At 68.1% G+C, this 13,497-nt stretch carries 14 protein-coding genes; 11 read left to right on the forward strand and 3 right to left on the reverse strand.

The window, feature by feature from the left end:
- Positions 1 to 51: 51 nt before the first annotated feature.
- Entirely contained in the window at positions 52 to 258 is a 207-nt protein-coding gene (locus ABZV44_RS34925; protein ID WP_354846039.1) for a hypothetical protein, read from the reverse strand.
- Positions 259 to 585: 327 nt separating this feature from the next.
- Between ABZV44_RS34925 and ABZV44_RS34930 the strand changes: the two genes are divergently transcribed.
- From ABZV44_RS34930 to ABZV44_RS34980, 11 genes are all read left to right on the forward strand, one after another.
- Positions 586 to 2,121 (forward strand): anthranilate synthase component I, encoded by a 1,536-nt coding sequence (locus ABZV44_RS34930; protein WP_354846042.1) that lies wholly within the window; start codon positions 586 to 588, stop codon positions 2,119 to 2,121.
- A complete protein-coding gene (locus ABZV44_RS34935) occupies positions 2,118 to 3,098 on the forward strand; it encodes a TIGR02234 family membrane protein (protein WP_354846045.1) in 981 nt (326 codons plus the stop codon). The genes ABZV44_RS34930 and ABZV44_RS34935 overlap by 4 nt, the downstream gene beginning before the upstream one ends.
- 149 nt (positions 3,099 to 3,247) lie before the next feature.
- Positions 3,248 to 4,066, forward strand: coding sequence for an indole-3-glycerol phosphate synthase TrpC (trpC, locus tag ABZV44_RS34940; RefSeq protein WP_354846048.1), 819 nt, complete (start codon positions 3,248 to 3,250; stop codon positions 4,064 to 4,066).
- 8 nt (positions 4,067 to 4,074) lie between these two features.
- Positions 4,075 to 5,385 carry a tryptophan synthase subunit beta gene (trpB, locus tag ABZV44_RS34945; protein ID WP_354846051.1) on the forward strand — a complete coding sequence of 437 codons (1,311 nt, stop codon included), beginning with the start codon at positions 4,075 to 4,077 and terminating at the stop codon, positions 5,383 to 5,385.
- The gene (gene trpA, locus ABZV44_RS34950; RefSeq protein ID WP_354846053.1) at positions 5,382 to 6,182 is read left to right on the forward strand and encodes a tryptophan synthase subunit alpha; all 801 of its coding nucleotides are present in this window, start codon (positions 5,382 to 5,384) and stop codon (positions 6,180 to 6,182) included. Before trpB ends, trpA begins: the two co-directional genes overlap by 4 nt.
- A gap of 194 nt (positions 6,183 to 6,376) precedes the next feature.
- Positions 6,377 to 7,555 (forward strand): prolipoprotein diacylglyceryl transferase, encoded by a 1,179-nt coding sequence (lgt, locus tag ABZV44_RS34955; RefSeq protein WP_354846056.1) that lies wholly within the window; start codon positions 6,377 to 6,379, stop codon positions 7,553 to 7,555.
- A gap of 20 nt (positions 7,556 to 7,575) precedes the next feature.
- A complete protein-coding gene (locus ABZV44_RS34960) occupies positions 7,576 to 8,034 on the forward strand; it encodes an NINE protein (protein ID WP_354846058.1) in 459 nt (152 codons plus the stop codon).
- Positions 8,035 to 8,223: 189 nt separating this feature from the next.
- A complete protein-coding gene (locus ABZV44_RS34965) occupies positions 8,224 to 8,979 on the forward strand; it encodes a transporter substrate-binding domain-containing protein (RefSeq protein WP_354846061.1) in 756 nt (251 codons plus the stop codon).
- A gap of 21 nt (positions 8,980 to 9,000) precedes the next feature.
- Complete coding sequence (locus ABZV44_RS34970; RefSeq protein ID WP_354846064.1) at positions 9,001 to 9,669, forward strand: amino acid ABC transporter permease; 669 nt, start codon at positions 9,001 to 9,003, stop codon at positions 9,667 to 9,669.
- Positions 9,670 to 9,759: 90 nt separating this feature from the next.
- Positions 9,760 to 11,184 (forward strand): pyruvate kinase, encoded by a 1,425-nt coding sequence (pyk, locus tag ABZV44_RS34975; protein WP_354846067.1) that lies wholly within the window; start codon positions 9,760 to 9,762, stop codon positions 11,182 to 11,184.
- A gap of 61 nt (positions 11,185 to 11,245) precedes the next feature.
- Positions 11,246 to 12,109, forward strand: a complete 864-nt coding sequence (locus ABZV44_RS34980; protein ID WP_354846223.1) for an acyl-CoA thioesterase II — start codon at positions 11,246 to 11,248, stop codon at positions 12,107 to 12,109.
- A gap of 86 nt (positions 12,110 to 12,195) precedes the next feature.
- Here ABZV44_RS34980 and ABZV44_RS34985 read toward each other — a convergent pair whose 3' ends face one another.
- The gene (locus tag ABZV44_RS34985; RefSeq protein WP_354846069.1) at positions 12,196 to 12,558 is read right to left on the reverse strand and encodes a hypothetical protein; all 363 of its coding nucleotides are present in this window, start codon (positions 12,556 to 12,558) and stop codon (positions 12,196 to 12,198) included.
- A 193-nt stretch (positions 12,559 to 12,751) separates the two neighbouring features.
- Entirely contained in the window at positions 12,752 to 13,441 is a 690-nt protein-coding gene (locus ABZV44_RS34990) for a low molecular weight phosphatase family protein (protein ID WP_354846072.1), read from the reverse strand.
- Positions 13,442 to 13,497: the final 56 nt, after the last annotated feature.

Consider the following 13,497-nt stretch of genomic DNA (forward strand, 5'->3'; position numbering starts at 1 on the left):
GGAACAGCCCCGGAGCCCCAACCACCCCCGACACCGGGTGCCGGTCCTTCTTCACACGCCGAGGAGGGCGGCGACCTCCGGGTTCTTGATATCCATGACGTCCAGGATCCCGTGGGCGCGCAGGAACGGCTCGAGCTCCCTGATGCGGTCGCTGTGCTCGGCGTACTCGTCCGGGAAGCTGCGCGGATCGAGCGCTTCCAGGGCCTTCACATACGTGACGAACGAGGCGATGGCGGAGTACTTCCCGCTGTGGTTCATACGCATCATCCGCGGCGGCTGGCCGGGCAACCCGCCCGGGGCCGGCTGCGGAGCGGTGTGGCGTGGACCCTCCGGTGCCATCGGTTGCGAGGGGTACATCTGTGTTGAACTCCTCTCGAAAATGGGGATAACCGCGTGCGACCTCTCCATTTGCTGCCGGAGCAGTGACTATCCACCGTGTGTGGAGACCGCCGCGCGTGTAGTGATGACCGCTTCAGGTATTCGCCGCAGCGGCTTGCTCGGCTGGGCGGGGAGCGCGATTTAGATCGCGCCGGGCGGGCCTGGAATGATGGGTGAATGCACGGCGCGCATGGTTTGCCTCTGAACGTGGCTATCGATACCACCACCTCCCGGGAGCAGTTCCGGGCGCTCGCGGCCGACCACCGGGTGGTCCCGGTGGTCCGAAAGGTGTTGGCCGACTCCGAGACTCCGCTCTCGACCTACCGCAAACTGGCCGCGGACCGGCCCGGCACCTTCCTGCTGGAATCGGCGGAGACCGGCCGCTCCTGGTCGCGATGGTCGTTCATCGGCGCGGGCAGTCCCAGCGCGCTGACCGTGATCGACGGCGCGGCGGCCTGGCTCGGCCAGACTCCCGCCGACGCGCCGGTGGGCGGCGATCCGCTCGCCGCGCTGCGCGAATCGCTGCAGGTGCTGCGCACCGAGCGGCTGCCCGGTCTGCCGCCGCTGACCGGCGGCCTGGTCGGCTACCTCGGCTACGACACCGTGCGCCGCCTCGAACGCCTGCCCAGCTTCGCCACCGATGACCTGCAGGTCCCCGAGATGGTCCTGATGCTGGCCACCGACCTGGCCGCCTTCGATCACCACGAGGGCGCGATCACCCTCATTGCCAATGCCGTCAACTGGAACGGCACCGACGAGCACGTGGACGCGGCCTACGACGACGCGATGGCCCGCCTGGACCGCATGACCGAGGCCCTGGCCGCCGCCGCCGACTCCACCGTCTCGGTGTTCGACCGCCCCGAGCCCAACTACCGCCGCCAGCGCACCTCCGAGGAATTCGGCGCGGGCGTGCGCCGGCTGGTCAAGGAGATCGAGGCCGGCGAGGCGTTCCAGGTGGTGCTCTCGCAGCGCTTCGAGATGGACTACAACGGCACCCCGCTGGACCTCTACCGCATGCTGCGGGCCTCGAACCCGAGCCCGTACATGTACCTCATGCACATCCCGGACGGCTCGGGCGGCACCGCGTTCTCCATCGTCGGCTCCAGCCCCGAATCGCTGGTGACGGTGAAGGACGGCGTGGCCACCACGCACCCGATCGCGGGCACCCGCTGGCGCGGCGTCACCGAGGAGGACGACCTCCTGCTCGAGAAGGGCCTGCTCGCCGACGAGAAGGAGAACGCCGAGCACCTCATGCTCGTCGATCTGGGCCGCAACGATCTCGGCCGGGTCTGCGAGCCCGGTACCGTGCGCGTCACCGAGTACCGCCACGTCGAGCGCTACTCGCACGTCATGCACCTGGTCTCCACGGTCTCCGGCCGCCTGCGCGCCGGCAAGATCGCCCTCGACGCGGTCCAGGCATGCTTCCCCGCGGGCACCCTCTCCGGCGCGCCCAAGGTCCGCGCCATGGAGTTGATCGAGGAGCTCGAGCCCACCCGCCGCGGTGTCTACGCGGGCGTGGTCGGCTACCTGGACTTCGCCGGTGACGCCGACACCGCGATCGCCATCCGCACCGCCCTGCTCAAGGGCGGCACCGCCTATGTCCAGGCCGGCGCCGGCATCGTCGCCGACTCCGACGCGGACTACGAGGACGTCGAATCCCGCAACAAGGCCATGGCCGTGCTCAAGGCCATCGCCGCCGCCGAGACCGTGCGCGCCTACCGCCCGAACGGTGCGGATCAATGAGCGATCAGGACCCGGACAGGGGTCCGGAACGGAAAGCGACACCCGAGGGCAGCGCAACACCGGAAAACAGCGCGGAGCGGGAAAACGGAGCGGCGCAAGCCGATTCGAAGCCCGGCGGGACGGACACCGGGAGAACCGGTGCCGCCGGCGCCGATCCACACGCCGAGACCGACGCCGCGCGCACTGCCGAACGCGCGCGGGCGGCAGACCTGGCCGAGGCCGAGGCGAATGCCGCTGCGGCGGAAGCCGACACGAACGCCGCGGGGGCGCGCAAGCGGTCGCGGCCGATCGCCGCGGTGGCGCTGCTGGCGGTCGCGGCGGCGCTGCTCTGGGGGTCGTCCCGCATGACGTGGGCCCGGCTCGAGATCACCAGTGACTACGGCCTGCCGCGCCATCGAGATCTCAACGGCGGTGTCTGGTTCGGGGCCCTGACGCCACTGGCGCTGGTCTTCCTGGCCACCATCGCGGCGGTGTTCGCCACCCACGGCTGGTGGCGGCGCGGCGTCGGCGTGGTGGTCGCGGTCCTGGCCGCGGTGTCCGCGGTCCCCGCGTATGCCCTGCTCATGCACAAGGGGACCGCCGATCGCGCCACCCGACTGGCCGAACTGCACGGGGGTGACCACGCGGGCGCGGTGACGACCTCGACGTTGCCGGCCGTGGTGTGCCTGGCCGGTGCGGTGGCCGCGTTCGTGGCCGGTCTGCTCCTGGTCCGGCAGTCGTCCGGGACCTCCAGGATGTCCGGCAAGTACGACAGTCCGGCGGCGCGGAAGCTGTCGGCGGCCGAGCAGGTTGCCGCACATCAGGCCCGGGTTCAGGACCACGAATCCGGGACCCCGGCCGCCGCCGACAAGCAGTTGTCGGGTCGGGTGCTGTGGGATGCCCTCGACGAGGGCGTCGACCCGACCGACGATGAAACCAATCACCCTGCCGCGCACGATGATCCGGGTAACGGGGCAGCGCGTGACAACCGCCCCTGAGCTGGGTGGGGAATCGGCAGCGCCGCCGGTACCCGCCCCGCTGTCAAGCACGGGAACATAGCCATTTACTCTTTATCAGCATCGGTGAGACAGCGCCTGGGGGGATTCTCAGGCAGCAAGTCCGTCTCCCCAGAAAGGATTCGAGCCAGATGACGGTACTCGACTCGATTCTCGACGGGGTCCGCGCGGATGTGGCCGCTCGGGAAGCCCTTCTGGATTTCCAGGCGGTGAAGGCAGCCGCCGCGCAGGCCAAATCCCCGCGTGACGCCAAGGCCGCCCTGCACGCGGAGGGGATCGGAGTGATCGCCGAGGTGAAGCGGGCCAGCCCCTCCAAGGGTGCGATCGCGGACATCCCGAACCCCGCCGACCTGGCCCGGGCCTACGAGGACGGCGGCGCGCGCATCATCAGCGTGCTGACCGAGCAGCGGCGCTTCGGCGGTTCGCTCGCGGATCTCGACGCGGTCCGCGTGGCGGTGGACATTCCGATCCTGCGCAAGGACTTCATCGTCGGCCCGTACCAGATCCACGAGGCCCGTGCCCACGGCGCGGACGTGATCCTGCTGATCGTGGCCGCCCTGGAACAGGACGTGCTGTCCTCGCTCATCGACCGCACCGAATCGCTCGGCATGACCGCGCTGGTCGAGGTGCACACCGAGGAGGAGGCCGACCGCGCCCTCGAGGCCGGCGCCAGCGTGATCGGCGTGAACGCCCGCAACCTCAAGACCCTCGAGGTGGACCGGGATGTGTTCGCGCGCATCGCCCCCGGCCTGCCCAGCGAAGTGATCCGGGTGGCCGAGTCCGGCATTCGCGGCACCGCCGACCTGCTGGCCTACGCCGGGGCGGGCGCGGACGCCGTGCTCGTCGGCGAGGGCCTGGTGACCAGTGGCGACCCGCGCGCCGCGGTGGCCGAGCTGGTGACCGCCGGAACCCACCCGTCGTGCCCGAAGCCGGTTCGCCGGGGACGGTGACAGAGCCGATGACGCAAACTCACGGAGTTTCTTCCGAAATGGCCTCCGGCAAGAACGTTCTCGGCCTCCCACAGGCCAGTGACGGCATCACGCACAAGAGCCACGAACCCGATCTGGGCGGGCACTTCGGCGTGTACGGCGGGCGGCACGTGCCCGAGGCGCTGATGGCCGTGATCGAAGAGGTCACCGCCGAATACGACAAGGCCCGGGTCGATCCCAACTTCCTCGACGAGCTGGATCGCCTGCAGCGTGACTACACCGGGCGCCCGTCGCCGGTGTTCGAGTGCCGGAACCTGGCGCAGCACGCCGGCGGCGCGCGCATCCTGCTGAAGCGGGAAGACCTGAACCACACCGGTTCTCACAAAATCAACAATGTGCTGGGCCAGGTGCTGCTGGCCAAGCGCATGAACAAGACCCGCGTCATCGCCGAGACCGGCGCGGGCCAGCACGGCGTCGCCACCGCCACCGCGTGCGCGCTGCTCGGTATCGAGTGCGTCATCTACATGGGCGCGGTCGACACCGTGCGCCAGCAGCTGAACGTGGCCCGCATGCGGCTGCTCGGCGCCGAAGTCATCAGTGTGACAACGGGTTCGCAGACCCTCAAGGACGCCATCAACGAGGCGCTGCGCGACTGGGTCACCAATGCCGAGCAGACCTACTACTGCTTCGGTACCGCCGCGGGCCCGCACCCGTTCCCGCTCATGGTGCGCGACTTCCAGCGCATCATCGGCCTGGAGGCGCGCCAGCAGGTGCAGGCCCTGACCGGCCGCCTGCCCGACGCCGTAACCGCCTGTGTCGGTGGCGGTTCCAATGCCATCGGCATCTTCCACGCCTTCATCGACGATCCGGGCGTGCGCCTGATCGGCTACGAGGCCGCGGGTGACGGTGTCGAAACCGGCCGTCACGCAGCGACTTTCACCGGTGGCACCCCGGGTGCATTCCAGGGCGCGTACTCCTACCTGCTCCAGGACGACGACGGCCAGACCATCGAATCCCATTCGATTTCGGCCGGTCTGGACTACCCGGGCGTCGGCCCGGAGCACGCCTACCTCAAGGACATCGGCCGGGCGGAGTACTACCCGATCACCGATACCGAGGCCATGGACGCGCTGCTGCTGCTGAGCCGCGCCGAGGGCATCATTCCGGCCATCGAGTCGGCGCACGCGGTCGCGGGCGCGGTGAAACTCGGCAAGGAACTCGGCGAGGGCGCGATCATCGTGGTGAACCTGTCCGGTCGCGGCGACAAGGACATGGACACCGCCGCCGAGTGGTTCGGGCTGTTCGACAAGGCCGAAGAGAACGCAGGGGAGAAGCAGTGAGCCAGCAGTCCCGCCTCGCGAACACCTTCGCAGCCGCCCGCGAGGAGAACCGCGCCGCGCTCATCGGCTACCTGCCCGCCGGCTACCCGGACCTCCAGGGTTCCATCGACGTGTGCAAGGCCATGGTCGAATCCGGTTGCGACATCATCGAAGTCGGCGTCGCCTACTCCGATCCGGTGATGGACGGCCCGACCATCCAGCATGCCGCCGAGCAGGCGCTGGCCGGCGGCGTCCGGGTGCGCGACGTGTTCAAGGTCGTGGAGGCCATCTCCCAGGCGGGCGGCAAGGCCGTCGTCATGACCTACTGGAACCCGGTGCTCAAGTACGGCGTCGACAGCTTCTCGCGCGATCTGGCGGCGGCGGGCGGCCTCGGCCTGATCACGCCCAACCTGATTCCGGAGGAGGCCGACGACTGGTTCGTGGCGTCCTCGACCCACAACCTGGATCGCATCTTCCTGGTCGCACCGTCGTCCACCGAGGAGCGCCTGGTCAAGACCCTCGAAGCCAGCAAGGGTTTCGTGTACGCGGCCTCGACCATGGGTGTGACCGGTGCGCGCGACGCGGTGTCCTCCATGGCCCCGGCCCTGTGCGCGCGGGTGCGCACCCACTCCGATATTCCGATCGGCGTCGGCCTGGGTGTGCGCAGTGGCGCGCAAGCGGCCGAAATCGCCTCCTATGCCGACGGCGTCATCGTGGGCTCGGCCCTGGTGACCGCGGCGGCGCAGGGTCTGGACGCGGTCCGGACGCTGACGGCGGAGCTGGCGCAGGGCGTCCGCTCGGCGGCGGTTTCCTCGTAACCAAGGCAATACCCAAGGGTGCGTACCGAATTCGGTACGCACCCTGGGGCATTGTCCGACGGTGCGGGGATGCGCGCCGCTTCGTATATCCGTTGCGTTACCGGGTGCCGGTGGCCACCCATGGCGGCGAATCCCACGGCGCGCGCTGACCTGAGACACCACGCCGCAGGTCTGTTGGGCTACGGTGGGGACTCGTGACCATACGAGCCCTTGCCGAGAGCACCGGCGCCGATGTCCTGGCCTACATTCCCAGCCCGCCGCGCGGGGTCTGGAACATTGGGCCGTTCCCGCTGCGGGCGTACGCCGTCTGCATCATCCTCGGCATCATCGCGGCCATCTGGCTGGGTGAGAAGCGGTGGGTGGCGCGCGGCGGCCAGACCGGCATGGTGCTCGACGTGGCCATGTTCGCGGTGCCGTTCGGCCTGATCGGCGGACGGCTCTACCACGTGGCCACCGACTGGCAGAAGTACTTCGGCGCCGGCGGCCACCCCATCAACGCGCTCAAGATCTGGGAGGGCGGCCTCGGCATCTGGGGCGCGGTGCTGCTCGGCGGCATCGGCGCCTGGATCGGCTGCCGGGTGTACCGGATTCCGTTGCCCGCCTTCGGCGACGCCATCGCTCCGGGCATCCTGCTGGCCCAGGCCATCGGCCGGCTCGGCAACTACTTCAACCAGGAGCTCTACGGCCGCGAGACCAAGGTGCCGTGGGGCCTGGAGATCTTCCTGCGCTACGACCACAGCGGCCAGCTGGACATGATGAACGGCACCGCCGCGGGCCCGGCGGAGAAGATCGTGCAGCCGACCTTCCTCTACGAGCTGATCTGGAACCTGCTCGGCGTGGCCGTGCTGCTCTACGTGGATCGCAAGTTCCGCATCGGGCACGGCCGCCTGTTCGCGCTCTACGTGGCGGTCTACTGCTTCGGCCGCTTCTTCGTGGAGCTGCTGCGCGACGACGAGGCCACCCACATCCTCGGCCTTCGCATCAACACCTTCACCTCGGCGATCGTATTCGTCGGCGCTGTGGCCTATTTCCTGTTCGCCACCAAGGGCCGTGAGACCGCCGACCAGCTGCGCGCCGGCGTGGAACGGCCCTGGCCGTGGCAGATCGGTGCGCTGCGGGCGTTCGGTGCGGCGGGTGCGGCGGCCGGAACCGGCTCCGCGGCAGGGGATTCGAAGGCGGCCGTCACCGAGATCGACGAGCCGACGGCCGAAAAATCCGCAGGGGAGACCGGAACGGAATCCCCGGCCACCGGCAACGAATCCGAGACCGCGCGCGATATCTCTTCCGAAACCGGCGATTCCGAGCCGGAGGCGACGGAGTCCACCGCGGTCGACCAGGCGAAGACGGTCGAGTCCGGCAAGAATGGCTCCTGACCGCGATCAGGAGGACGTGAGTGACCGATCCATTCGACAAGCCGCCGATGCAGGACGGGCCGCAGTACGGCGTTCCCGGCACCGGCCCGCAGTACGGGCAGCCCTACGGTCAGCAGCCGTACCCAGGCCAGCAGCCGTACCCGGGCCAGCAGCCCTACGGCCAGCCGGGTCAGCCGTACGACCAACCGATGCCGTATCCGATTCCGGGCCCGGCCGGGCCCTACGGCGGTGACCCGGAAGCCCCGTTCGGCCGCGACCAATTCGGAGTTCCGTTCTCGGACAAGAGCAAGCTCACCGCGGGCCTGCTGCAGATCTTCATCGGGCACTTCGGTGTCGGCCGGTTCTACCTGGGCTACACCACGATCGGTGTGCTGCAGCTGATCACCTGCGGCGGCTGCGGGGTGTGGTCGCTGATCGACGGCATTCTCATGCTCACCGGCAAGGTCCCCGACCTGCAGGGACGTCCGCTGCGGGACTGACGGCGATGCTTTCGCCTCCAACGGCCGCTCCCCGACCGGGTGGCGGCCGTTCGCGCATATCATCGGGCGCCAGTTCGCGCCAGTGTTTCGCGCATCATGATGGTTGCCGTGCCGCCCGGTCGGTCCGCGGCGTACCCTTTGTCGGTTGTTTGTCGCGTGGTCAGCCACGCCCGAGGAGAGGTCCCCGTCGTGCGCCGTAAGCTCGCCGCCGTCATGCTCGCCGTTGTCGCCACCGCAGGGCTCGTCGCATGCGGCTCGAGCAAGGACGACGCGAACACGCTCAAAGTCGGCACCGAGGGCAACTACTCCCCGTTCACCTACCAGGACAACGGCGCCCTCACCGGCTACGACGTCGACGTCATCAAAGCCGTCGGCGACAAGATCGGCAAGAAGGTGGAATTCACCACCGCCCCCTGGGACTCGCTGTTCGCCGCCCTGGAATCCAAGCGCGTGGACCTCATCGCCAACCAGGTCACCATCAAACCCGAACGCGAGCAAAAGTATTCGCTCTCCCAGCCCTACACCGTCTCCGAGGGCGTCATCGTCACCAAGACCGGCAATGACGGCGTCCACGCCCTGGCCGATCTGAACGGCAAGACCTGCGCCCAGTCCGAGACCTCCAACTGGGCCGACACCGCCAAGGGCGCCGGCTGCAAGGTCGAGGCCATCCCCGGCTTCGTGGAGGCGGTGCAGCTGCTCAAGACCGGCCGCGCCGACGCCACCGTCAACGACACCCTGGCGGTGAACGCCTACACCAAGCAGCAGGGCACCGGCACCATCCAGGTCGTCGGCAAGACCGGTGAGGTCTCCAAGCAGGCTTTCGCCGCCCGCAAGGACTCGCAGGCGCTGACCGATCAGGTCAACAAGGCGCTCGACGAACTGCGCGCCGACGGAACGCTCGCCAAGATCTCCGACAAGTACTTCGGCACCGACGTCAGCAAGTAAGCGGCACAGGGCAATTCGACGATGGACGACGCCACCTGGGCGCTGGTGCGGCACAACCTCTGGCCCATGCTGGAGGCCACGGTCACCAAGACGCTGCCGCTGACCGCCATCAGCTTCGTGATCGGCCTGGCGATAGCGCTGTTCGTGGCGCTGGCCCGGATGTCGAGCGTGTGGCCGCTGCACGCCGCCGCGCGCTTCTACATCTCGATCATTCGCGGCACGCCGCTGCTGGTGCAGCTGTTCATCATCTTCTTCGGCCTGCCCGCCTTCAATATCGTGCTGGAGCCGTTTCCGGCGGCCATCATCGCCTTCAGCCTGAATGTCGGCGGCTATGCGGCGGAAATCATTCGGGCCGCGATCCTTTCGGTGGCCCAGGGCCAGTGGGAGGCGTCCTACTCGGTCGGCATGAACTATGCGCAGGCGCTGCGGCTGGTCATCCTGCCGCAGGCCTCCCGCATCGCGGTGCCCCCGCTGTCCAACACCCTCATCTCCCTGGTGAAGGACACGTCGCTCGCTTCCACCATCCTGGTGACCGAGTTGCTGCGCACCGCGCAAATGGCCGCCGCGCCCACCTTCGACTTCTTCGCGCTCTATGGCGTCGCGGCAATCTACTACTGGGTAATATGCCTGGTCCTCGGCTTCGGTCAGACTCGACTGGAAACCCGTCTGGCCCGGCACGTTGCGCGTTGATCGTGAGATAGCTGAACGGGTGCTTACGAGATCTGTATATGTGTGTGCCGGGGTCGGCATGAGGGTTGTCACAGGTCTAGGGTTGAACGCGTGATGCGACGAACGAAGATTGTGTGCACCCTCGGACCAGCAGTGTCATCCGAGGACCGGATTCGTGAGCTCGTCGAAAGTGGCATGGACGTTGCGCGCCTGAACTTCAGCCACGGCGAGCACTCCGATCATGCCGAGAACTACAAGAAGGTGCGCGCGGCCAGCGATACCGCCGGCCGCGCTGTCGGTATCCTCGCCGACCTGCAGGGCCCGAAGATCCGGCTGGGCCGGTTCGAGGGCGACGGCAAGACCGTCTGGAACACCGGCGAGGAAGTCCGTATCACCGTCGACGACATCGTAGGAACTCACGACCGGGTTTCCACCACCTACAAACACCTCGCCAAGGACGCCAAGCCCGGCGACCGGCTGCTCGTGGACGACGGCAAGGTCGGGCTGACCGTGCTGCGTGTCGAGGACAACGACGTCATCTGCCGGGTCACCGAGGGCGGCCCCGTCTCCAACAACAAGGGCGTCTCGCTGCCCGGCATGGACGTGTCCGTGCCCGCGCTGTCCGAAAAGGACATCGACGACCTGGAATTCGCCCTGAACCTGGGCGTGGACTTCATCGCGCTGTCCTTCGTGCGCTCGCCCTCCGATGTGGAGCTGGTGCACGACATCATGGATCGCGTGGGCCGCCGGGTGCCGGTCATCGGCAAGCTCGAAAAGCCCGAAGCCATCGACAATCTGGAAGCCATCGTGCTGGCCTTCGACGCCATCATGGTCGCCCGTGGCGACCTCGGCGTGGAGCTGCCGCTCGAGCAGGTGCCGCTGGTGCAGAAGCGCGCGGTGCAGATGGCGCGCGAGAACGCCAAGCCGGTCATCGTGGCCACCCAGATGCTGGAGTCCATGATCACCAACTCCCGCCCGACCCGCGCCGAGGCCTCCGACGTGGCCAACGCCGTGCTCGACGGCGCGGACGCGGTCATGCTCTCCGGTGAGACCTCGGTCGGCGACTACCCGATCGAGGCCGTGCGCACCATGGCCCGCATCGTGCACGCCGTGGAAGCCGAGTCCTCGACCCGGGTGCCGCCGCTGACCCACGTGCCGCGGACCAAGCGCGGTGTCATCTCCTACGCCGCCCGCGACATCGGCGAGCGGTTGAATGCCAAAGCGCTGGTTGCCTTCACACAGTCCGGTGACACGGTGCGCCGCCTGGCCCGCCTGCACACCCCGCTGCCGCTGCTGGCCTTCACCCCGCAGGCCGCGATTCGCAGTCAGCTCGCCTTGACGTGGGGCGTGGAAACGTTCATCGTTCCTCCGGTGGGCACGACCGACGAGATGATCCACCAGGTGGACAACGCGTTGCTCTCGATCGGGCGGTACAAGAAGGGTGACCTCGTGGTCATCGTGGCCGGCTCGCCGCCGGGTACTGTCGGGTCCACCAACCTGATCCACGTGCATCGCATCGGCGAGGAGGACCACTAATTTGAGTGCGTCGCTGGACGAGACGTCTTCGGACGTCGTCGCGGACCCCGACGGGACCGGTCTGTCCGACGATCTGCGGGAGCTGCTGCGCCTGCTCGATCTGGAGGAGAACGGCCCCGATATCTTCCTCGGACACCATCCCGAGAAGGTGTGGAGCCGCACGTTCGGCGGCCAGCTGGTCTCGCAGGCGATCATCGCCGCGGGACGGACGGTGGGTCCGGAGCGTCCGATCCACGCGGTCAACGCGCACTTCGTTCGTGGCGGTGACCCGAAGCAGCCGATCGAATACCACGTCGATCGGCATCGGGACGGCCGCTCCATCGCCAACCGCACCGTGACGGCGTACCAGGACGGGCAGGAGCTGTTCGTCATGCTCGCCGCCTTCCAGGACTGGGGCAAGGGGCTCGAGCACGGCGCGCCCCTGCCCGACGTCCCGGGGCCGGACGACCTTCCGCGCGTGGAGGAGTCGTTCGCGGGTCTGGAGGACAAGCTCCAGATGTTCGTCGACGCACCGCATCCCATCGAGATGCGCTACACCAACGACCCGGCCTGGATCCTCAAGAGCAAGGGCGAGAGCCTCGGCCACAACCGGGTCTGGATGCGCACCGACGGGCAGCTACCCGACGACCCGCTGATTCACGTTGCGGCGCTGGCATATTCGTCTGACACCACGGTGCTGGACTCCATCATCACCACGCACGGGCTGTCCTGGGGCTGGGATCGCATCATCGCGGCCACGGTGAACCACTCCATCTGGTTCCACCGGCCCTTCCGCTTCGACGACTGGTCGCTCTACGCGACCGAGTCCCCGGTGGCGGCGGGTTCCCGCGGCCTGGCCCGCGGCCACTTCTACGCCCGGAACGGCGACCTGCTCGCGACGACCGTCCAGGAAGGCGTGATCCGCCACTTCCCGGCGCGCCGCTGACCCGCGGTCGCCCGGAGTACATGATCGGGCCGTGCCCTACGGGGTGCGGCCCGACGCGCGTTCCAGATGAGCCCCCGAGAGTTGGCCTAGATCAACTCGCGGTTCTCTTCGAGTTCGAAGTTCTCGCGCTGCAGGGCGTGCACGATGTACGGGATCGGCTCGTCGGCGGACAGTTCCAGCACGAGGCGCTGCTCGAGCTTGGCGATGCCCGCCTTGGTTAGTTGACGGGCCTCGCCCACCAGGCTGAGCGCGATCTCGTAGGTGCGGCGGGTGCCCGGGTCCACGTCGGGATTGTCCAGCCGCCACTGGGTTTCGAGCACAGTGTGGGTGGGTTCGTCGCACTCCACCGGGAGGGTGAAGCGCCACGCGAAGATATCTCGATCGGCGACGTATTCATCGACCACCCTGCACACCGTCTCGGTGACGCGGTGCAGGGTCTGAGGTGTCACGTAAACATGGAGCGAAACATCCGAAATTCGCTTCGGCATGTCCTTGGTCCTGTTCTTGTGTCGAACCACCGGCAGTGGCGTTCGGCGGAACGGATAGGTGTCCCGCGCGAGAGTGTAATCCTTTACCGGACCAAGCAGGCAGCAAGGTACATTGACACGCGGCCTTCAGGGCCCGGACTGCCGGATTTGCCTGCTATCCGGCGGATTCCGCCGCGTGCCGGGTCGGTTCGACTGCCGGCCCGGAGTATTCGGCCGGCCGCGGGTGTGCGGCTCGCCTGCCCTGCTCGCCCCGGCCGCCGTCTATCACCAGCAACGGCGGCTGCCCGTCCGCCGCGCTGCGCGGGCGCAGTGTGGCCTGCGGATGCTGATGGGCGTGCAGGGCGAGCAGCAACGGCACCAGCGCCTCGGCGATACGGTCGCCGACATCGCAAAACTGTTGCGGCGACAGGCCGACCGGGTCGGAGATGTTCTCCCGGCCGACGTACGCGAGATCGTTGCGCGCGGCGTGCAGTCCGACCACGGTGCGCGCGCCGCTGACCTTGGCGATCCGGTACGCCTCGAGCAGCGTGAAGGTACGGGGGAGCGCCTCGGGCACGAGTTCGCGCACCTGGTCGCGAATCTTCTCGGTCATGGCCAGCACCAGGTCGGCGCGGTGCACCATCTCCGCCTTGAGGCGGCGGGCCTTGAAATTGTCGGCATTGCCGCCGAGGCCCACAATCGTCTGTGCGGCAAGGGGTTCCACGGGGAATCCGACCAGTGCGCGTACGCCGGCACTCTCGGCGGACAGCTCCTGTAGTCCGTGGTCAGCGGCCACCGCCAGGGTGAGGCGCTCGGCAATGACGGATCGGCAAACATTTCCGCTGCACACGAACAACACATGCATGCGGATAACTTATGCCTGCCGTTGTCGCTTCGAAACTGTTCCGTGACCGAATCACA

The organism is Nocardia sp. NPDC004860, assembly GCF_040609015.1.
GTDB lineage: Bacteria > Actinomycetota > Actinomycetes > Mycobacteriales > Mycobacteriaceae > Nocardia.